We start from the raw sequence: 19816 nt of genomic DNA on the forward strand, positions 1-19816 counted from the left end.
TTTGGTGTAGCGGGGTGGCATGGCCTTAAAACTGAAACACAAGACGCTTTCGGGCGCCCTCATCACCGAAATCCGCCAGGCGATCCTGTCGGGACATTATGCCGGCGGCACGCAACTCAGGCAGGATGCATTGGCGGAAGCCTATGGCGTCAGCCGCATCCCGGTGCGAGAGGTGCTGTTCCAGCTGGAGGCGGAAGGGCTGGTGAAAATCCTGCCGCAGAAGGGCGCGATCGTCTCGGAACTGTCGCGAGCCGAAATCGACGACGTATTCGACCTGCGTGTCATGCTGGAGCCGCGGCTGCTTTTCGCCTCCGCTCCGGCGCTGAACGAAAAGGATCTGGCCGACCTCGACGAGCATCAGGCGAATTACGTCAAGGCGATCGCCTCGGGCGAGCGGGATGATTACGGCCGGCTGAATGCCGACCTGCACATGGCCATGTATCACCGCGCCGACATGCCAAGAAGCCGGCAGATCGTTGCCTCGCTCTTACAGACCAGCGATCGCTACACCCGCCTGCAACTGTCAAACGAACCGGCAATGGAAAAGGCGATGTTCGAGCACGCCGAACTGATCGGCCTGATCCGCGCCCGCAAGTTCGAAAAGGCCGGCAAGCTGCTCGCCACCCATATCGGCTCGGTGCGCGAAGACCTGATCAAGGTCGTCGAGGGCAGGGGATAGTAAAAGTTCGGGAGTTTAGCGGACGGCCAGCGTGATCTCGCGGCAACGACGTGACGTCAATCTATCGCCCGACCCCGTTCTAAAGTTAACGGCAGTCGCGCCCGGCCGCGCTTGTGACAGACCGGGGCGGATAAGTCCAATCGAAAAGACAGCTCGCATCCTGCAGCACTCCATCGGCGGGACGTTTTTTTGCGAAATGTGAGACGTGTCCCATATGGTGAGGAGGCACAGGGCGGGTGGGCATTCGGCGACGATGCGTGCGAATTGACCGATGTCGCATTAGCTGCCTCTAACCTTTTTCTCCGCCACATTTGCGACAAGAAGCCACCCAATGAACGTTATGGTTGCGGCGTGTGGAGATGTCATTTGGCCAGAAGTCGAGTTGTTATTTCCAGCGCCATTATCCTTGCCGTTCTCATGGCTCTGTTCGCCGCTTTCCTGTTCAGCAAATCGCGAACGACACAGATGTTTGGCGACATCTTTGCGCGGGTGGAGACCGAACGACCTGTTATCGCTCTCACATTCGATGATGGCCCATCGGTTCGCTTCACGCCGGAGGTACTTGCCCTGCTCAAGGAGCGGGATGTCACTGCCACCTTCTTCCTGATCGGTAGGGAGATCGAAGAAAACCCGGCCGGCATTCGCGCGATCATCGAAGCCGGGCATCAAGTGGGCAATCACACCTATTCCCATCCCGACATGACGCTGGCTGGACCGCAGACGGTCGCTTCGGAGATAGAGCGCACGGACGCCGCGATACGGGCCGCTGGATATCAGGGGGAGATCTATTTTCGCCCGCCTTACGGCAAGAAGCTCGTCACCTTGCCCTGGTATCTGTCGAGAAACGATCGCAAGACGATCATGTGGGATGTTGAGCCGGAATCCTTTCCTGAAGCCGCGGCGAACGCCGACCTCATTGCCGAGCATGTCATCGAAAATGCCCGGAATGGGTCGATCGTCTTGATGCATGTCATGTATGGCAGTCGGCGCTTGTCGCGGGAAGCCCTGCCGAAGATCATCGATGGTTTGCGTGCACGCGGGTTTGAATTTGTCACGGTTTCACAGCTGATCGAAGGGCAATAGTCTCTTCGTGCATGCCGGTCCGCATGCTGATGCTTGCCGATTGGGGCGCTCCGTCCGGTGCTACCGTCCAACCCCTTCCAGCATCTCGACGATCTCCACATATCCGCGCGCCTTCGCATGCTTGAGCGGCGTCACGCCATCCTTGTCGGCGATGTCGATCCTTGCGCCGCCATCGATGAGCAGTCTGACGATCGCCTGATGGCGCTTTCCGCCGTCAGAGAGGATGATCGCCTCGATCAGCGCGGTCCAGCCGAGATTGTTGATGTGGTTCACGTCGATGCCGGCCTTGATCAATGTATCGACGGTCTCGATATGGCCGCGCTCGGACGCCGGGATCAGCGCCGTGCCGCCATAGCGGTTGGTACTTTTCAAATCCGCGCCGTGGGCGAGCGTCAACCGCAGGATCTCGATATGTCCTCTCGCACCGGCATAGAGATAGGGGCTGTCCTGAATGGCATCCTTGGCATTCACATCCGCGCCCGCTTCGATCAGCAGCCGCGCGGCTTCGATATTGTTGGCATGGGTGGCGATAAGAAGCGGGGTCCGGCGCTGCGCGTCGCGCGGGTCGATTGCCGCGCCGTCCCGGATGAGTGCGGCAATCGCCGGATTGTCTCCGGTCCGGGCGGCATCGATAAGTCGATTTTCCTTCGTTTCCGACATAACGGGCTCCATGAGAATGGGTAGAAGGCTGGCCGCCACAAGCATCCGCAGCATGGTAGCCCGGGTGAGATGGCGCAAGGATGATCCCTTTCTGTCCGGCATGGTGGCTCCTAAACCCGGATGTCTATGAGGTGACGCTTTAGCACGGGGCGAGCCGTTTGCAGGTCAACAAGCCGTCATCTCGATGGTTTTCAGGTCTGGAATGCCGTGTTTTCTACGCAGAATAGCCGTGATGAGAGTATTCGGAAATTCGAATCAATATCACTCATATGGGGTATGACGTGTCGGCAAGTTGATATAAGTTAATCCGTGGTTAAATATTGGGGGGCGCATGGAAAACCTTTTTCGCCATCTTCGGCTGCCCTGTGGTTTTCTGAAAATGCTGGCCATGTCGGCCGTTGTTACTTGCGCCAGTCTGATTTCGGGTGATGGTTTCTGGTGGGCCATGGGCATTGGTGCCGCGTCTCTCGCCCTCATGCAGGTCGGCTATTTCGGTGCCGTCATCGCCTTGTCGGTGGCTGAGAAGAGCCGTCGCGGATAGGGCATCCCGGTTCAGATCAGCGACCATACCAATGCAAAAAGACCTGTGAGCCATGCGACGGTCAACACCGCCACGCAGGCAAGAAATAGCTTTATGCGCATGCTTCGTCCTCCAGTCGGAGAAGATAGGCCAGCCATCGGGATCGGCAATCGTGTTTTAGGCCGGTCTCATCTTCTTTTCCGTCACGGTTAACCTGTTCCTGCCCCCCGTGCCTGCTCCGGGCTGCGGGATCGCGCGGCCAGCCTGAATGTGGCTTGTTATGATGGTGATGCCGTCAAACTTGTGATTTGAAAATAAGCACTCGAAATATTGATGATTAAATGTGCAATTCCCACTTGCGCGGTTGTCGATTTGTCGTTTTTTATGGGGCAATAACAACCAGCAGGGGAACATAATGCTGACGCGTCGATATCTCACCAAACTTGCCGCTCTTGCCACGGTGGCGCTCACCGCCGGGTTCTCGGCCCCGGCTTTTGCCGAAACCTCGATCAAATTCACGCTCGACTGGAAATTCGAAGGCCCTGCGGCCGGCTTTCTGCTCGCCGTGGACAAGGGTTATTTCAAGGAAGAGGGGCTGAACGTCACGATCGACACCGGCAACGGTTCGGTGGAAGCCATTCCGCGTGTCGCGACCGGCACCTACCAGATGGGCTTTGGCGACATCAACTCGCTGATCAAGTTCTTGGATGAAGACCCGTCGCAGAAGGTCAAGGCGGCGATGATGATCTATGAGCGCCCGACCTTTGCGGTCGTCGGTCGCAAGTCGCTCGGCGTTACCGGTGATCCGAAGTCGCTCGAAGGCAAGAAGCTCGGCGCGCCGCCGCCGGATGGCGCTTTCGCCCAGTGGAAGGCCTTCAAGCAGGTGGCAAAAATCGACGACAGCAAGATCACCATCGAATCCATCGGCTTCCCGGTTCGTGAGCCGATGCTCGCCAAGGGTGATGTTGACGCCGTCTTCGGTTTCGCCTTCTCGGTCATCCTCAACCTGAAGGCTCAAGGCATTGCCGATGACGATATCGCAACCATCCTGATGGCCGAACACGGCTTGAATCTCTACGGCAACTCGGTGCTGGTAAATACCGATTTCGCCAAGGAAAATCCGGAAGCGGTGAAGGGTTTCATGAAGGCGCTGGCCAAGGGCTTTGCCGCTGCCGTCGCCAATCCGAAGGAAGGCGTCGATGCCGTGTTGAAGCGCAACGAAACGCTCAACCCGGATATCGAGCTTGAGCGGCTGACCATGGCAAATGCCATGAACATCAAGACGCCCTACGTGATCGAAAACGGCATCGGCGGCGTCGACATGGCAAGGCTTTCGGCGTCCATCGAAACGCTGAAGATCTCCATGGGGCTGAAGGGCGCGATCAAGGCGGAACAGGTCTTCGACGCCAGCTTCTTGCCGGAAAAGACGGAGCGTATGCTGCCGTAAAGAAACGAAGGGAAAGAAAGACCCCGCCCCAAACCCCTCCCCACAAGGGGGAGGGGCTTAACCCGGCCGCACGCTCTGCGCCAGATTAGGCCAGCTGTGGTGCGGCGTTCCAAACCCTCCCCCTTGTGGGGAAGGTGGCCGGCAGGCGGGAGGGGTTTTCGCGACAAGATTGTTCGATCAAGGAAATACTGATTGGCACACCTCGTATCCATCGATGACGTCGACATGCGCTATGGCGGCGCGGAAGGCACGCTTGCGGTCTCCGGCCTCACCATGCGCGTCGACAAGGGCGACTTCGCCGCTGTTGTCGGGCCGTCCGGCTGCGGCAAGTCCACGCTGATGAAGCTCGTCACCGGCCTGCATATCCCGCAGGTCGGCACCGTCATCGTCGCCGGCCAACATGTCACCCAGCCCGTCTCGATCGTCGGCATGGCTTTCCAGAACCCGACCATGCTGCCCTGGCGCACAACGCTGGAAAACATTCTCCTGCCGCTCGAAATCGTCGAAAGACACCGCCATCGCCTGCGCGCCAACAAAAAGGAATATATCGAGAAAGCCGAGCATCTGCTTGAACTCGTTGGCCTCAAGGGCTTTGGCGCAAAATTTCCCTGGCAGCTTTCCGGCGGCATGCAGCAGCGCGCCAATCTGTGCCGCGCCCTCATCCACGAGCCGGAACTCTTGATGCTCGACGAACCTTTTGGCGCGCTCGATGCCTTTACCCGGGAGGAGCTGTGGTGCGTCATCCGCGACCTTCACGCGGCGCAGGGCGTCACCATCGTGCTCGTCACCCATGACCTGCGCGAAGCGGCCTTTCTGGCCGACAAGATTTTTGTCATGAGCGCGCGGCCGGGCCGCATCCTCAAAGAGCATCGCGTGCCCTTCGAGCGGCCGCGCGATCTTGAGATCATGTATGAAACGAGGTTCAACGACCTCGTGCACCAGCTCCACGGCGAGATTGCGCAGGCGAGGGCAACCGTATGACCACGACAACGGAAAACACTGCCGCAACGCCCGCAATTGCAAAACAGCCCGCCCGCATAAACTGGGTTAAGGCCGCACCATGGCTCTTTACCTTGGGCCTGTTTCTCTTCTGGGAACTCTTGGTGCGCGGTCTCGGCACGCCGGTAACGATCCTGCCGGCCCCGAGCCGTATTTTTCAGGCAGTCGTTCAATACTGGTCGCCGCTTCTGAAAAACTCGGCCCAGACGCTGTTCACCACCACGCTCGGTTTCGGTTTGGCCGTCATCGGCGGTCTGGCGATCGGCCTTTTTATCGGCTGGTCGAAGACGATCTATGCCGGTCTTTATCCGATCATGATCGGCTTTAATGCCATCCCCAAGGTCGCCGTCGTGCCGATCCTCGTCATCTGGTTCGGCATCGGCACCATCCCGGCCGTCATCACCGCCTTCCTCATCTCCTTCTTCCCGATCGTGGTGAATGTCGCCACTGGCCTCGCCACCATCGAGCCGGAGACGGAAGACGTATTGCGGGCATTGGGGGCAAAGAAGCTCGACATCATGCTCAAGGTCGGCATTCCGCGCTCGATGCCCTATTTCTTCGGCTCGTTGAAGATCGCCATCACGCTCGCCTTCGTCGGCTCGGTCCTGAGCGAGACGGTCGCCTCCAACTATGGCCTCGGCAACATGATGGCCTCGGCGCAAAGCCAGTTCAACGTGCCTCTGGTCTTTGCCGGCCTCTTGGCACTCGCCGTAGAAGGCATCGCCATGTATTCGCTGATGGCCTTTCTCGAGCGCCGCATGACCGGCTGGGCGCATCGCTCGACCATGGCCAACTGACAAGGATGCCCCGGCGCACCGCTGGCTACTCGGACCGATTGTCGGCGTTGCCTGGGAAATTTCTCATAGAGGTTGAATAGGGGGGAGCTGATTAGAAAAATAGTAAGCCCTTGGCCCGATGGTGAAGGCTCACCAGCTTTTTTCGGGCGATATAGGGATAAGGCATGCCAAGGAGAAGAGCGCGGGTAATCGCCCTGGGTGGGTTGCTGGCCATAGCAGGCGCCATCGCGCCGCTTGCGCTCATGGCCTATGCATCATGGCAGATCGCCATTGGCAAGGAACTGGACGCTCTGGAGGACGTCGGTCACCGGGCTATCGAACGGGCACAGCTGACCTATGGCGAAGCCCAGCGTGTGCTGTCGGAAATGGAAACTTCCACGCTTGAGCGTTGCGCGCCGACCCATGTCTCGGTCATGCGCATCATGACGCTGAACAACGATGCGGCAAGCGAGATCAACTACCTGGAAAACGGGGTCGTCAAATGCACAACCTGGGGCAGGGTGACGAGGGTTATCCACCAGCCGCAGGCCGATTATCGTACGTCGGAAGGGCTTGATGTCACGTTCGGCGTACGCCCCGCGGACGGCATCGCCAAGCGGATGACCGCGTTGCGGCTCGGCAGCCATATGGTTCTGGTGCCGCCAGGGCGCTTTACCTCGATCGGCATGATGCCCGAAACGTCGCTGGCCCTTTTCGCAGGAGAAGGGCATCTGGCGAGTATGCGCAACGAAGTCGACATCGACTTTGCCAGACGTCACCTGACCGGCGAGGCGCGCGGCATCGATGGTGAGATGATGTTCGCCCGCGTCAGCGCCGATGGGGTCAATGCCGTCGTATCCCACTCTGTAAGCGTAGTTCACAATGGGCTGATGGCGGAATTGCTGCTGTTGCTGCCGGTCGGGCTGTTCATCTCCACTTTCATTGTCGGCATCGTCATCTTCATGTCCAAACGCCGGCTTTCGCCCCGTGGCGAGCTGGAAATGGCGGTCCAGAACCGCGAATTCGTCGTCCACTACCAGCCGATCATCGAGTTGAAGACCAATATCTGCGTCGGTGCGGAAGCGCTGGTGCGATGGAAGCGGCCTGATGGTTCGCTGGTCCGCCCCGATCTCTTCATTCCGCTGGCGGAAGAAACCGGCATTATCAAGCAGATTACCGACCAGGTGATGGATGCGGTTATCCGCGATCTCGGACCGCTGCTCAACAAGGATCGCGGCCTGCATGTTGCGATCAATCTCTGCGCCGACGACATCAAGACCGGCCGGTTCCTGGACATGCTTGGCGAAAAGCTGCCATCGAGCGGCATCCGCAACCAGCAGATCCTGCTGGAGGCGACAGAGCGTGGCTTCATCGACGTCGATTCCGCCAGAAGAACGCTTACCCGCGCCCGTGATCGGGGTTATTCGGTTGCCATCGACGATTTCGGCACTGGTTATTCCAGCCTGCAATATCTGCAGGGCCTGCCGATGGATGCTTTGAAGATCGACAAGTCCTTCATCGATACGATCGGCAAAGGCACGGCGACCAGTTCCGTGACCGGGCACATCATTGCCATGGCAAAGGAACTCGGCCTGCTATCCGTTGGCGAGGGCATCGAAACCGAGGAACAGGCGACATATCTGCGCGATCATGGCGTGAATTACGGCCAGGGATGGCTATTCTCCAAGCCACTGGAAGCGGCCGATTTCATCGCCTTCCAGTCCGCTTCGAAAAAGGAGTTCGGCCCGGCTCGCGAAATCATCCGGGCAGCCGCCTGAAGGTTTGCCTGATGGCTGGCATGACGCCTTTGCAGATTTCAGCCGTGATGGATTGCAATTGCACCCTGCCGGCTTTTAGAAGACCCCGAAAAGGCGAAATCTTGCTATAGCAACCTGTGTGAAAGTCGGGATTGTTGATGGCGAAGCCGGGTCGCGGTCGGCTTCCTTCGTCTTTGCGCAATTCCTCTAACCGATCTTTCACCGGTCATGTTTAGCTGGATGGACCTGACCAACCCTGAGGGCATGAAGGCCTTGGACGATAACGAAACGATGGTGCAGGCCGCCCGGCTGATGGAAGCCGCAGGCGCTTGCGTGGCAGTTTATGACGACAAGGACCGGCTGCGTTATGCCAACCGCGCCTTTCGCGCGGCATGGTTCATCGAAGAAGGTGAGCACCCGCTCTGGCCAGACCTCATGCGTCGCAATTTTCATGCGAAACGCGGCACCGTCGTCAAGACCGAGGATTTCGAAGCCTGGCTTTCTTCCACCATATCGCGGCGTGGCAAGGCCGGTTTTCGGGCCTTCGAGACAGACCTTCACGATGGCCGTTGGTTATGGATGACCGAGACCACGCAGGAAAACGGCTGGATGCTCTGCGTGGCAAGCGACATCACCTCGATCCGTCCCGACGAGAGAGCGCTGCGGCAGGATCGCGACGATGCGATCAAGGCCTCCCATACCGACGAACTGACCGGCATCCCCAGCCGCCGGTTTGTCATGGCCAAGCTTGCAGACATGCTCGCAACTCCAACGAGTGCAAGCGAGGGCGAGCGCGGCCCCGTCGGTTGTGTCGCGGTGCTCGACATCGACAATTTCAAATATATCAACGACCGCTTCGGCCATTCGGTGGGCGATGCGGTGTTGCGCGATTTTGCCGCCACCCTGCAGGGCCATGTGCGCAAGACCGATGTTCTCGGCCGCGTCGGCGGCGAAGAATTCGTTCTCATCCTGCCCAATACGCAGGCTGGGGCTGCCGAGACGATCGTCGGGCGCATGCTTGAGGCAGTCAGGCTGTCGCGTCCGCTGCCGGATCAGACGAGCTTCCGCTACACATTTTCGGCAGGCATCTCCAGTGCCGAACGGGGTGCGAAGGCGGATGAGATCTATCGCCGTGCCGATCTGGCGCTTTATGCGGCCAAGATGCGCGGTCGCAACCAGATCAGCCTCGATCCCGATATTCGGTTGGGGTGATTAGAGACCGCGCGCGACCGCCGGCTCCTTGAGGGAAGGCAGATGCCGGCGGATATGGTCGCCCAGCATTGTTGCGGCTGAAGACGGGCGGTTTTCGGAAAATTCCAGTGCGATGCCGATCGTCGGCAGTTTCGGCAACCCGTTCTCGATGATGTGAAGATCCGGCGGCACCGCAGTGCTGGTCAATACGCTGATCGCATGGCCTGCGCGGGTGATCGCGATCAGTCCGGCAAGGCTGTCGCTGGCGAACGCTACCCGGTACCGGCGGTTGACCGCCTCCATCGCATCGCAGGCGGCGCGGTAGTCGAGCGTGGTCGGCGCAGACAGCGCCAGCGGCAGGATCTCGTTGGAAAGCACCGGTGTATTCGGCCGGTCCGCCACCCAGACGAAGCGTTCCCGGCGGATCACCGTTGCATCCTCGGCATCGGGCAGCGACACCAGCGCCATATCGATCTGCCGCCGCTGGAGGAGTGGCCGAAGCCCGATCGTCGGGGCGCAGGTGAGGCGCAACTCCACCTGTGGATTGGCAGCGCAGAAGTTTTTCAGCAGCTCCGGCAGAAAGGCGATCGAATAATCCTCGGGACAACCGAGACTGACCGTCCCTTTGAGGGCAATACCACCCATATCGGCCAGAATTTCGTCGTGCCGGGCGATCAGCTGCTCCGCATGGGGAAGCAGTCTCTCGCCTGCCGAAGTCAGCCGCATGCCGGCACCGGTGCGCTGCAGAAGCGGTTGGCCGACCTGTTCTTCCAGCCGCTGCATCTGCATGCTAAGCGCCGATTGCGTCCGCCCGACCTGGGTGGAGGCAAGGCTGATCGAACCCGTTCGGGCCACCACGACGAAGTTTTTCAAGAGAGCGAGATCGAGCATGGCGATGTCAAGAAAATGGATATCGGATTGAAATACTATCAATTGGACTGAGGCACCAGCGGCTTGTTACCTTTCTGGTCAATCAATCACCAAGGGGAATTGCCATGGATAACGCTGCCAAAACCGTAACGTCGCTCAACGACGATCCCGCATTTTGGGCCGATGCCGACAAGCACCTGACCCGCTACGGGCCGGCCTTTGAGCATGTCATCATCGAACGGGCCGAAGGAAGTTACGTCTATGACGCCGATGGCCGCGCCATTCTGGATTTCACCTCCGGCCAGATGAGCGCCGTGCTCGGTCATACCCACCCGGATATCGTGGCGACCGTAGACCGGCAGATGGCGTCCGTCGCGCATCTGTTTTCCGGCATGCTGTCGCGTCCGGTGGTGGAACTGGCGGCAAGGCTTGCGGCACTTGCCCCCGGTCTCGACCGCGTTCAGCTTCTGACGACCGGCGCCGAATCCAACGAAGCGGCGATCCGCATGGCAAAGCTCGTCACCGGCGGGCATGAAATCGTCGCCTTCGCCCAAAGCTGGCACGGTATGACCGGGGCTGCCGCTTCCGCCACCTATAGCGCCGGCCGCAAGGGCTATGGTCCGGTCTCCGCCGGCTCCTTCGTCATCCCGGCACCGAATGCCTATCGTCCGCGCTTCAAGAACCCGGACGGATCGAACGACTGGCAGGCCGAACTCGACGACGCCTTCCACCTGATCGACAACCAGTCGACCGGTAATCTGGCCGCCTTCATCGCCGAACCGATCCTGTCTTCCGGTGGCATTTTGGAACTGCCGCTCGGCTATCTCGCGGCGCTGAAGAAGAAATGCGAGGAGCGCGGCATGCTGCTCATCCTCGACGAAGCCCAGACCGGCATCGGCCGCACCGGCAACATGTTCGCCTTCCAGCGCGATGGCGTCACGCCCGATATCATGACGCTGTCGAAGACACTCGGCGCCGGCCTGCCGCTTGCAGCCGTTATGACCAGTGCAGCGGTGGAAGAGAAGGCTTATCAGAAAGGCTTTTTGTTCTATACGACCCACGTGTCCGACCCGCTGCCGGCGGCGGTTGGCGTCACGGTGCTGGATGTGATGGCGCGCGACAATCTCGTGGAACAGGCGATAACGCGGGGCAAGCGCCTCAAGGACGGGCTGTTGTCCTTGCAGCAGCGTTTCGAATGCGTCGGCGACGTGCGTGGCCGCGGGCTTCTTCTGGGGCTGGAAGTCGTCACCGACCGGCACACCAAGTCGCCCGGTTTCGAACTCGGTGCGAAGATCATGGAAGAGGCGATGCTTCGCGGCCTGTCGATGAACATCGTCAAGCTGCCCGGCATGGGCGGCGTCTTCCGCATCGCTCCGGCGCTGACGGTATCCGATGCCGAAATCGATCGCGGTGTCGAGATCATGGCCGACGCGATCGTGGCGGCGCAAGGTTAGAGCCTTGCCGTCGCGCGGATAGATTAGTTTTGCTCGAAACAGAATAGCTGGCGGCGTGGCACGGAAAAGCGCCACGCCGTATATGATTGTTGCGCCCGACATCGTCGTGACATCTTCAAATCCTCATGAAGTATAGTTAATGATATTCGGCATAGCTGCCGGATCATCGGTGCATCGCGCCTGGATATGCATCGGCGCGAGACGGGGATGTTTCGATCAAGCTGTGTGAGACTTGGAAATCGCAAAGCGGCAGGTGCGCAGCTTCGGCGTGGTTTCAGGAAAGGGCGGCCATGGCGGGCGAAGAGGTCATTGGTGCGGAAGGCCTGCTGATGATCCGCCGTATCTATAGCCAACTACGGTTCGAAGGCTGGCCGGTGGAGGGGGATCCGCGCCAGCTGGCTGCCAACATCATCTATCTTTATCGGATCGGCGTGAGGGATGAAAAGCAGCTGCTTGAACTTGCCCCCTATGTGACTTGAACTCACTTGAGCCGCGGTAATCTTCCCAATCTTAAACAGCGCGATCGGCAGCAATTTCCATTAATTAAGCAAGTTTGAATATTGAGCGACACAATTGGCGCGGCCTCGCGTTAAATGTCGTCATGCTAATATTCGACGCGCCTCATCGCAGCATTGTTTCCAACCGGAGCGGCAATTTCGGGATGATGACGGCGCTCATCCTGCCCATGCTGCTCGGCGGCGCAGGACTGGCGATCGACACAGCCAATCTGATGGTTTCCAAGCGCCAGTTGCAGGAGGCGACGGATGCTGCCGCACTTGCCGTTTCCGGTGCCATGGCGAACGGTTCCGATGCGACTGCCGGCCAGAAGCTCGGCAAGGATTTTCTGGCAGGCCAGCTAGCCAATTATATGAGCAGTACCGACACGACGGCGATCAAGAACGCGACGACGGTGACGATCAACACCACGACGGATGCAGGGACCGGTGCCAAAAGCTATGCGGTTGCCGTTACGTCTTCCGCCAATATCCAGCTCACCCCGTTTACCAGCTTTTTCGCCGGAAAAACCTATCCGGTGAATTCTTCCAGCAAGACCATATCGGGCACCGGAAGCGGCACGGGGGCTGACGGTGCGGCGGCGAGCAATGGCATATCGATGGAAATCCTGCTCGATGAATCGGCCTCGATGGGGGAAAACACCACGACCGTGAAGGGCACGACATGTGTCATCAACCTGCTCGGCATCTGCATCGGCCAGCAGACCGTTTACGTGACCAAGATCGAGGCTTTGAAACAGGCGGCAGCGACGTTGTTCGATGCGCTCGACAAATCAGACCCCAAGACCAAATTCGTCCGTACCGGCACGATTTCCTATACCAACGGCATCAAGGGCCAGTCGGCGGTTGCCTGGGGAACGACGGCGGCGAGGAACTATGTCAACGCCATGACGCTCAATCCGGTTGGCGGAACGGATGCGACAACCTCCGTGACCACTGCTACCAACAACATCAAGAGCAATATTTACGGAACCGACACCGAAAGCGTCGAGCAGGCCAAGAAGGGCAACAAGACATCGGATCGTATCATGATCCTGATGACCGATGGCGAGATGACCGGCAATAGCACCGACTGGAGCCAGAAGCTGGACCAGAATGTGCGCACCGGCTGCGACAATGCCAAGACGGCGGGGTTAAAGGTCTACACCGTCGCTTTCATGGCGCCGCCGAAGGGGCAGGACCTGCTGAAATACTGCGCTTCGACGCCTGCTAACTATTATGAACCGAACACGATGGAAGCGCTTGTGGCTTCGTTCAAGGCGATTGCGGAAAACGCGATCAAACCGGTGAACCGGCTGACCAATTAGGCGGATTTTCTGTTCGCGAATACGGGAACACCAAGGCGTCCGTTCTGTTCTAACCTGGAGACAGGAAAGGAAACCGGTATGACCCATGTCGATGGACAAAAGACGCAGGCACTGGAACTCGCCCAGGAATATCGACGGCTCGGCGGAACGCGGCTTGCCAAGATGGACGACAATTTCGTCAGCACCCGCAAATGGGATGATGAACCCGCAGAGGCGTCACGCTTTTGGCACGATCGGGTGGAAGTGTTGGACGACAGGCATCAGGCGGAAGTCGTCAGCCATTTGAAATCGATGAACTCGTGAACTCTGAAATTTTGGGGCTCCCAGGGCGAAAGCCGCCGTTGCCCGGGCGGATCCTCTTGGGATCCGTCCGGGCAAATGGTTTTGAGGGTGAGGGTCAGAACACGGCCAGATATTTCAAAAGCGAGATGATGCCGATGATGATGACGATGACCCGCACGATCTGGCGGACCTTCGCATCAAGCGGCAGCATGTTGACGAGATAAAGCACCAGCACGATCACGAGGAAGGTGATCAGGATGCTGATCAGAAGTGACAAACCCATAGCCCCAGTCTCCATATTTTTAGGCGCGTCCTGCGCCGATCACAAAACTGTAATTATGAGCCGATCCTAAAAAGGAAAGGGGTCTCAATAAGATAGTTGGACTGCGTGATCCTGCTACGATTGAGGGGGACGGCCTTTCCGCTTGTTCACCGGCTGCGATTTCCCATATTGGGCAAAACGGCTCCACGAGCCTGCAGGAGACACAAGTGTTCCACTTCGACAATTCCTATGCCCGCCTGCCGGACAGGTTTTATGCTTCCGTCTATCCTGAGCCGGTCGATGGGCCGAAGCTTATCAAATTCAACGAGGCGCTGGCGAAGGAACTGGGTATCGAACTAGATCCTTCCGATCCCGACCGCTTGGCCGCGACGCTTGCCGGCAATGTCGTGCCGCAGGGCGCCATGCCGCTCGCCATGGCCTATGCCGGCCACCAGTTCGGTAATTTCGTGCCGCAGCTCGGCGACGGTCGCGCGATCCTGCTCGGCGAGGTAATCGACGACAAGGGCATTCGTCGTGATATCCAGCTGAAGGGAGCCGGGCCGACGCCGTTCTCGCGGCGCGGTGACGGGCGTGCGGCGCTTGGGCCGGTTTTGCGGGAATATATCGTCTCGGAGGCGATGTTTTCACTCGGCATTCCGGCCACGCGGGCGCTGGCGGCGGTTGCGACCGGAGAGCAGGTTTTCCGCGAGACGGTGGAGCAGGGCGCGGTTTTCGTGCGCGTGGCGGCAAGTCATGTCAGGGTCGGCACCTTCCAGTTCTTTGCGGCGCGCGGCGACACCGACGGCATAAGGGCGCTGGCTGATTATGTGATCGACCGGCATTATCCCGATCTGAAAACGGACGAAAACCGCTATGCGGCGCTGCTGAAGGCCGTGGCTTTCCGCCAAGCGGAACTGATTGCCCGCTGGCTGGGCGTCGGTTTTGTCCACGGGGTGATGAATACCGACAACATGACGATTTCGGGCGAGACGATCGACTTCGGCCCTTGCGCCTTTCTCGACGAATATCACCAGATGAAGGTGTTTTCCTCGATCGACCATGGCGGCCGTTACGCCTATCGCAACCAGCCCGGCATCGGCCAGTGGAACATCGCAAGGCTGGCGGAATGCCTGCTGCCGGTGATCGACGAGGATCAGGACAAGGCGGTGGATGTGGCGAACGCCGTATTGAAGGAATTCGGAGAGCGGTTTCAGGCGGAATGGATCAAGGTTTTCCGCGCCAAGATAGGGCTTGTCACCGACGCGGATGGTGACGGTGAACTGGTCCAGAACCTGCTTTCGGTGATGCAGCAAGAGGAGGCTGATTTTACCCTTGTTTTCCGTGGTTTGGCGGATGCCGCAGAAGGAGCGGACGAACGCTTCCTTGCCCAGTTCGCCGATCTTTCCAAGGCAGCGGAATGGCTGTCTTCTTGGCGTGAGCGGCTGGCGCGGGAGAACGGGGCGGATGGCGGCCGCGCGGAAAAAATGCGTGCCGTCAATCCGGCGATCATTCCGCGCAACCACCGCATTCAGGAGGCGATTTCGGCTGCCAATTACGGTGACTTCTCCTTTTTCGAGCGGCTGCTTGCAGCGCTGGAAAAGCCTTATGAGGAGCAGCCAGAATTTGCCGATTACATGACCCCGCCGACGTTGGACGAGCGGGTAACGCGGACCTTTTGCGGGACCTGAGGATCAGCCCAGACGCTTGCCGTCCGCGCCGATCACCGCTTCGCCGTCTTCCTTGGCAAACGGACCCTTGTGGGTATCCGGCAGGATGTCGAGGACCAGTTCGGACGGGCGGGCGAGCCTTGTGCCGAGGGGCGTGACGACGAAGGGCCGGTTGATCAGGATCGGGTGTTCGAGCATGGCGTCGAGCAGCGCATCGTCCGACAGGGCGGGGTTTTCGAGGCCGAGCTCAGTGTAGGGCGTGCCCTTTTCGCGAATGGCCTGCCGCACGGTCAGCCCGGCATCGGCGATCATCCGTGTGAGCTCTGATCGCGATGGCGGCGTTTTCAGATACTCGATGATATGAGGCTCGATACCGGCATTGCGGATCATTGCGAGCGTGTTGCGCGACGTGCCGCAGGCAGGGTTGTGATAGATCGTGGCGTCCATTGTCATGCCTCCAGACCGGCGATTGCGGCCTCGATGTCGCGCGTCGTCTCAAGGCCGAGCGGCTGGATCGGAAGCGGTGGCTTTGCGGTTGAAAGCCCCATGATTTCGGCGGCAGCATAGATAACGCGCAGGCTGCCATGCGCCTTGAAAAGCGCCCAGAGCGGGTGGAAAAGGGCATCCAGCCGGGCCGTCTCGGCGGCGTCGCCAGCCATCGCGGCGCGGGTGAGCGCCAGCGCCGGTTTCGGCAGCAGTCCGCCTACGACGCTGTACCAGCAGTCCGCGCCTGCAAGCAGGGCATGTGGGCACTCCCAATCACCACTATAGCCGATGGCGAAGCTGGCGGGTGTGGCAGCCCTCAGGCGCGCGATTTCGCCTGAAAAATCGCTTCCCCTGGCGAGCGGCATCTTGATCGCGCTGATATTCGGCAACTGCGACAAACGGCCGATCAGTTCGTCGCTGAAGGAGAAATGGGTGGTCGACGGGTTGTTGTAGATGGCGAGCGGCAGCTCGGTAGCGGAGGCTACCGCCTTGAAATGCTGAAAAACCTCGTCCTGCGTCAGCGGTGTGTAGGAGACCGGTGCAAGTAGCAGCGCCTGCGCACCGGCGGATGCCGCATCACGGGCAAGCGCCTGCGCCTCGTCGGTGCGCAGCGTGCCGACGCCGACGATGAGCGGGATCCGGCCGCCGACGCATTCGACGGCGGCTGCCACCGCCCGGCGGCGTTCTTCGCGGGAAAGATACATATAGGTGCCGGTGCTGCCGAGCAGGCCGATCGAATCCGCTCGCGCCTCGACGATGCGCGCAATGAGCCGCTGCAGGGCGTCGGTATCGACACGCCCCGCTTCGTTTGCGGGCGTCAGCGGGAAAGCGGAAAGGCCGGTAAAGGCGGGCGGCGTGGTGGGCATCAAGGTCTCCGGCGAAACGAACGGGCCGCCACTATGAGGCATTGCCCGATCACCGCAAGAGTGAAGATCGGTAGCTGCGTCGACAAAAATGCCAGGATAGGAAAATAATCCTTGACGGCGTGACGGTGCTTTGATAGGGTTCAGGCATAGTCGAAGAGCTGCGCCGATGGCGGAGTGCTTCGAAAGGCGTGCGACCAAAATTCCGGCGCGCCGCCGGACAGATATCAATCCGACATTGCGATACGGGGAAAAGGCTGCAGTCGTTAGGGCTGGCGGCCTTTTTCCGTTTGCGCCGCAAGGATTTGCCGAAGAATTTTGGCATGAGGGTTTTTGGCATGGATGAATTCAACGATTTCGATTCCGCACTCTTCGGGACGTGGCGGGAACATGCCGCCTATGGCGACGAGATCGTCATGGAGGATGTCGCGCTGGCGGGCGAGGTGAGGGCTGCGCTGGAAACCAAATCGGCCGATAGCGCAAGCTCACCGACTGAAGAGCTGCGCAGGCTCTTGAACGAGATGACGGTGGAGATGCGCGAGCAGTTTGCCACCTTCCGGGCGATGCGCCAGAGCGCCGCTGCGGCTTTGACCGACGGTGACGATGCGGCCCAGAAACTGGCGCGCGCCGACGTGAAAGCGGCAACCGATGCGATGAGCCTGATCGTGCGCACGCTCGAAAAGGTCGACACTCTTCAACGGCAGCTGGCGCGGGATCGCGAAATCGAGGCCGAACGGGTGGCCGACGAGAGTGGCTATGAGGAGGCTGTGCGTGAAGTCGACATGCTCATCAATCAGCGCGCGCAGGAAATCTTCGAGAAGCGGTGTCTCGCACTTGGCATTGATCCGGGCGAGCGTGGCGGTGAGGGAAGGCATCAATCGCAACCGCCTGACACCGGCTGAAGCCGAGATCATCTCGGTGCTGCAGCAGCATGAGGATAAGATGGCGGCAATAGGCGAACTCAGGCTACGGAAAAACAGCGCGATCAGCGCCGGTGCGTTTTGTCATCAAGGTCCGCTCGGAGCCAGTAAACCACCTGAACCTGTCATGGAAAATGACAGGGATGGCTGGAAATGTCATGCACCGCGTTTGCAGCGTGGATGGTTCCTGACGGCTCGCTCCGAGCAGAGGCCGCCGGCGGGTGACTGGCGCACTTGGCTGGTCATGGGCGGGCGCGGATCGGGCAAGACCCGGGCGGGCGCGGAATGGGTGCATGCGCTGGCTTCCGCCGGTGAGCGCTCTGACCTCAGGATCGCGCTGGTGGCCGAAACGCTGGGGGATGCCCGCGAGGTGATGATCGACGGCGTATCCGGCATCTGCCGGATTGCGCGGAAAAACTGTCCTGATTTCGAGATTTCCCGGCGCCGGCTGGTCTGGCGGAATGGGGCGGTGGCGCAGATCTTTTCCTCGGAAGATCCTGAAGCATTGCGCGGGCCGCAGTTTCATTATGCCTGGTGTGACGAGATCGGGAAATGGAAACATGCGGAAGAGACGTTCGACATGCTGCAGTTCGGTCTGCGGCTTGGCCGCGATCCGCGGCAATTGGTGACGACGACGCCGCGGCCGGTGCCGGTGTTGAAACGGCTGATCGCCGATCCTTCGACGCGGCTTGTCAGGATTGCGACCGGCGACAATCGGCAAAATCTCGCTCCGGGCTTTATCGAGGCGCTGGAACGGCGGTATGGCGGTACAAGGCTGGGACGTCAGGAACTGGCGGGAGAGCTGATCGAGGACCGTGAGGATGCGCTGTGGCGGCGCTCGGAGATCGAGACCTGCGTGATCCGGGTGGTTCCGGCCTTGAGACGGATTGTCGTCGCCGTCGATCCGCCCTCCGGCATAGGACAGAATTCCTGTTGCGGCATCGTCGTGGCCGGATTGGAGCAGGAGGGACGGGCCGTGGTTCTCGCCGATTGCTCGGTTGAGGGGGCGACACCTGCTCAATGGGCGCAGGGCGTGGTGAAAGCCTATCGGCGGTTTGCCGCCGACAGGATCGTCGCCGAGGTCAATCAGGGCGGCGAGATGGTGACGGCGATGCTTCGAAGCGTCGATGTGGCGCTGCCGATCACCATGGTGCGCGCGACACGCGGAAAGTTTCTGCGCGCCGAGCCCGTGGCGGCACTTTATGAGCAGGGGCGGGTGGCCCATGCGGGACGCTTCGTCGAACTGGAGGATCAGATGTGTGATTTCGGCCCGGACGGGCTGTCGTCAGGCCGCTCTCCGGACCGGCTGGATGCGCTGGTCTGGGCGCTGACGGCGCTGATGCTGGAAGGGCAGGGCGAGCCGCGAGTGCGGGGGATTTGAGGGTGCCGAAGCGAGATGCATGTTACGCGAAAGCGGTCACCGGTTTCGCGTAACATCCGCCAAAACAGAGAGCTAGAGTGCGCAGCCGTCTGCAAGTTTGCGATAGAGCCGCGCTTCGGTCTGCCGCTTCAGGGCATCGCCGTTGCGGCCTGGGCCAAAACAGCGGTCGCCCGGCTTGATCTGTTCGGCAATCAGAGCGGCGCGCTCGCGATAGAAGAGGCATTGCTCATGGCGGGTGAGTGATGACAGCCGTAACAAGGTCTGTTCGGATTGCTGCAGGCGGCGTGCATGCTCCGCCTGTCGAGGTGAGCAGGACGGATCAACGGCTGCCCTGATCAGCAGGCTTGCGCCAAACAAAAGCACCGCGCCCATGACGGCCGGTGCTATAGAATTACGCCATCCGGACATCATCGATATCCGGATGGGAGACTTGGCTCAGCGCTGGTTCGGCCGGCGGGAATTGTTTTCCTGCATCTGCTTCCATTCGGATTCCATACGATCCAGGACGTCCTGCGGGATCGGTTTCGAAGGGGCTGCCGTAGCGGGCTGCTGCATCATCATGATCTCCTTGTTTGTTGCGCTGCACCATCATGGAAAGGCGTCGACATAACGTCGCATGCCCATATTGGTTCCACAGCCGGAGAAGAAAGTAAATTGGCCTTTAAGTTGTTAAAACGATTTAGTTTTCTTAAACCGA

At 59.8% G+C, this 19816-nt stretch carries 22 protein-coding genes; 15 read left to right on the forward strand and 7 right to left on the reverse strand.

The genetic code is table 11. The features are described 5' to 3' along the window. Nucleotides 1-19: 19 nt before the first annotated feature. Nucleotides 20-679, forward strand: a complete 660-nt coding sequence (locus JNB91_RS22705; RefSeq protein WP_220327764.1) for a GntR family transcriptional regulator — start codon at nt 20-22, stop codon at nt 677-679. Nucleotides 680-943: 264 nt separating this feature from the next. Beyond that, nucleotides 944-1762, forward strand: coding sequence for a polysaccharide deacetylase family protein (locus JNB91_RS22710; RefSeq protein ID WP_346269382.1), 819 nt, complete (start codon nt 944-946; stop codon nt 1760-1762). Nucleotides 1763-1822: 60 nt separating this feature from the next. Here JNB91_RS22710 and JNB91_RS22715 read toward each other — a convergent pair whose 3' ends face one another. Next, on the reverse strand, nt 1823-2524 hold the full coding sequence (locus JNB91_RS22715; protein ID WP_430736338.1) for an ankyrin repeat domain-containing protein: 702 nt from the start codon (nt 2522-2524) through the stop codon (nt 1823-1825). 229 nt (nt 2525-2753) lie between these two features. Here JNB91_RS22715 and JNB91_RS22720 point away from each other — a divergent pair, with 229 nt between their 5' ends. The 6 genes from JNB91_RS22720 (at nt 2754) to JNB91_RS22745 (ending at nt 9133) form a co-directional block, all read left to right on the forward strand. Next, entirely contained in the window at nt 2754-2963 is a 210-nt protein-coding gene (locus tag JNB91_RS22720; RefSeq protein WP_220327765.1) for a hypothetical protein, read from the forward strand. Between the two features lie 394 nt (nt 2964-3357). Further along, nucleotides 3358-4389 (forward strand): ABC transporter substrate-binding protein, encoded by a 1032-nt coding sequence (locus JNB91_RS22725; RefSeq protein ID WP_220327766.1) that lies wholly within the window; start codon nt 3358-3360, stop codon nt 4387-4389. A gap of 192 nt (nt 4390-4581) precedes the next feature. Continuing rightward, the gene (locus tag JNB91_RS22730; protein ID WP_220327767.1) at nt 4582-5370 is read left to right on the forward strand and encodes an ABC transporter ATP-binding protein; all 789 of its coding nucleotides are present in this window, start codon (nt 4582-4584) and stop codon (nt 5368-5370) included. Then, nucleotides 5367-6185, forward strand: a complete 819-nt coding sequence (locus JNB91_RS22735) for an ABC transporter permease (RefSeq protein WP_220327768.1) — start codon at nt 5367-5369, stop codon at nt 6183-6185. The genes JNB91_RS22730 and JNB91_RS22735 overlap by 4 nt, the downstream gene beginning before the upstream one ends. A gap of 164 nt (nt 6186-6349) precedes the next feature. Further along, on the forward strand, nt 6350-7942 hold the full coding sequence (locus JNB91_RS22740) for an EAL domain-containing protein (protein ID WP_220327769.1): 1593 nt from the start codon (nt 6350-6352) through the stop codon (nt 7940-7942). A 243-nt stretch (nt 7943-8185) separates the two neighbouring features. Then, nucleotides 8186-9133, forward strand: a complete 948-nt coding sequence (locus JNB91_RS22745) for a GGDEF domain-containing protein (protein ID WP_430736341.1) — start codon at nt 8186-8188, stop codon at nt 9131-9133. Here the strand turns inward: JNB91_RS22745 and JNB91_RS22750 are convergent, their stop codons facing one another. Then, nucleotides 9134-10003 carry a LysR substrate-binding domain-containing protein gene (locus tag JNB91_RS22750; protein ID WP_220327770.1) on the reverse strand — a complete coding sequence of 290 codons (870 nt, stop codon included), beginning with the start codon at nt 10001-10003 and terminating at the stop codon, nt 9134-9136. 104 nt (nt 10004-10107) lie between these two features. On the opposite strand from JNB91_RS22750, the gene JNB91_RS22755 reads away from it, so the two are divergent. From JNB91_RS22755 to JNB91_RS22770, 4 genes are all read left to right on the forward strand, one after another. Next, entirely contained in the window at nt 10108-11436 is a 1329-nt protein-coding gene (locus JNB91_RS22755; RefSeq protein WP_220327771.1) for an aspartate aminotransferase family protein, read from the forward strand. Between the two features lie 290 nt (nt 11437-11726). Then, nucleotides 11727-11915, forward strand: coding sequence for a hypothetical protein (locus JNB91_RS22760; RefSeq protein WP_220327772.1), 189 nt, complete (start codon nt 11727-11729; stop codon nt 11913-11915). 122 nt (nt 11916-12037) lie between these two features. Continuing rightward, the gene (locus JNB91_RS22765; RefSeq protein WP_220327773.1) at nt 12038-13258 is read left to right on the forward strand and encodes a TadE/TadG family type IV pilus assembly protein; all 1221 of its coding nucleotides are present in this window, start codon (nt 12038-12040) and stop codon (nt 13256-13258) included. A gap of 78 nt (nt 13259-13336) precedes the next feature. Continuing rightward, nucleotides 13337-13561 (forward strand): hypothetical protein, encoded by a 225-nt coding sequence (locus JNB91_RS22770; RefSeq protein ID WP_220327774.1) that lies wholly within the window; start codon nt 13337-13339, stop codon nt 13559-13561. A gap of 94 nt (nt 13562-13655) precedes the next feature. Here the strand turns inward: JNB91_RS22770 and JNB91_RS22775 are convergent, their stop codons facing one another. After that, nucleotides 13656-13823, reverse strand: a complete 168-nt coding sequence (locus JNB91_RS22775; RefSeq protein WP_180355836.1) for a Thivi_2564 family membrane protein — start codon at nt 13821-13823, stop codon at nt 13656-13658. A 206-nt stretch (nt 13824-14029) separates the two neighbouring features. On the opposite strand from JNB91_RS22775, the gene JNB91_RS22780 reads away from it, so the two are divergent. Further along, nucleotides 14030-15490, forward strand: coding sequence for a protein adenylyltransferase SelO (locus JNB91_RS22780; protein ID WP_220327775.1), 1461 nt, complete (start codon nt 14030-14032; stop codon nt 15488-15490). 3 nt (nt 15491-15493) lie between these two features. Here the strand turns inward: JNB91_RS22780 and arsC are convergent, their stop codons facing one another. Next, nucleotides 15494-15916 (reverse strand): arsenate reductase (glutaredoxin), encoded by a 423-nt coding sequence (gene arsC, locus JNB91_RS22785; protein WP_220327776.1) that lies wholly within the window; start codon nt 15914-15916, stop codon nt 15494-15496. Nucleotides 15917-15918: 2 nt separating this feature from the next. Continuing rightward, the gene (locus tag JNB91_RS22790) at nt 15919-16821 is read right to left on the reverse strand and encodes a dihydrodipicolinate synthase family protein (protein WP_220327777.1); all 903 of its coding nucleotides are present in this window, start codon (nt 16819-16821) and stop codon (nt 15919-15921) included. A gap of 335 nt (nt 16822-17156) precedes the next feature. Between JNB91_RS22790 and JNB91_RS22795 the strand changes: the two genes are divergently transcribed. After that, a complete protein-coding gene (locus JNB91_RS22795; protein ID WP_220327778.1) occupies nt 17157-17720 on the forward strand; it encodes a hypothetical protein in 564 nt (187 codons plus the stop codon). A 145-nt stretch (nt 17721-17865) separates the two neighbouring features. Then, nucleotides 17866-19119, forward strand: a complete 1254-nt coding sequence (locus tag JNB91_RS22800; protein WP_220327853.1) for a DNA-packaging protein — start codon at nt 17866-17868, stop codon at nt 19117-19119. A 72-nt stretch (nt 19120-19191) separates the two neighbouring features. On the opposite strand, the gene JNB91_RS22805 is transcribed toward JNB91_RS22800, so the two are convergent. After that, on the reverse strand, nt 19192-19527 hold the full coding sequence (locus JNB91_RS22805; protein ID WP_220327779.1) for a hypothetical protein: 336 nt from the start codon (nt 19525-19527) through the stop codon (nt 19192-19194). A gap of 27 nt (nt 19528-19554) precedes the next feature. Beyond that, nucleotides 19555-19677 (reverse strand): hypothetical protein, encoded by a 123-nt coding sequence (locus tag JNB91_RS31230; protein WP_262928024.1) that lies wholly within the window; start codon nt 19675-19677, stop codon nt 19555-19557. Between the last annotated feature and the right edge of the window lie 139 nt (nt 19678-19816).

The sequence above is a fragment of the Aliirhizobium wenxiniae genome, assembly GCF_019511445.1.
GTDB classification, from domain to species: domain Bacteria; phylum Pseudomonadota; class Alphaproteobacteria; order Rhizobiales; family Rhizobiaceae; genus Neorhizobium; species Neorhizobium wenxiniae_A.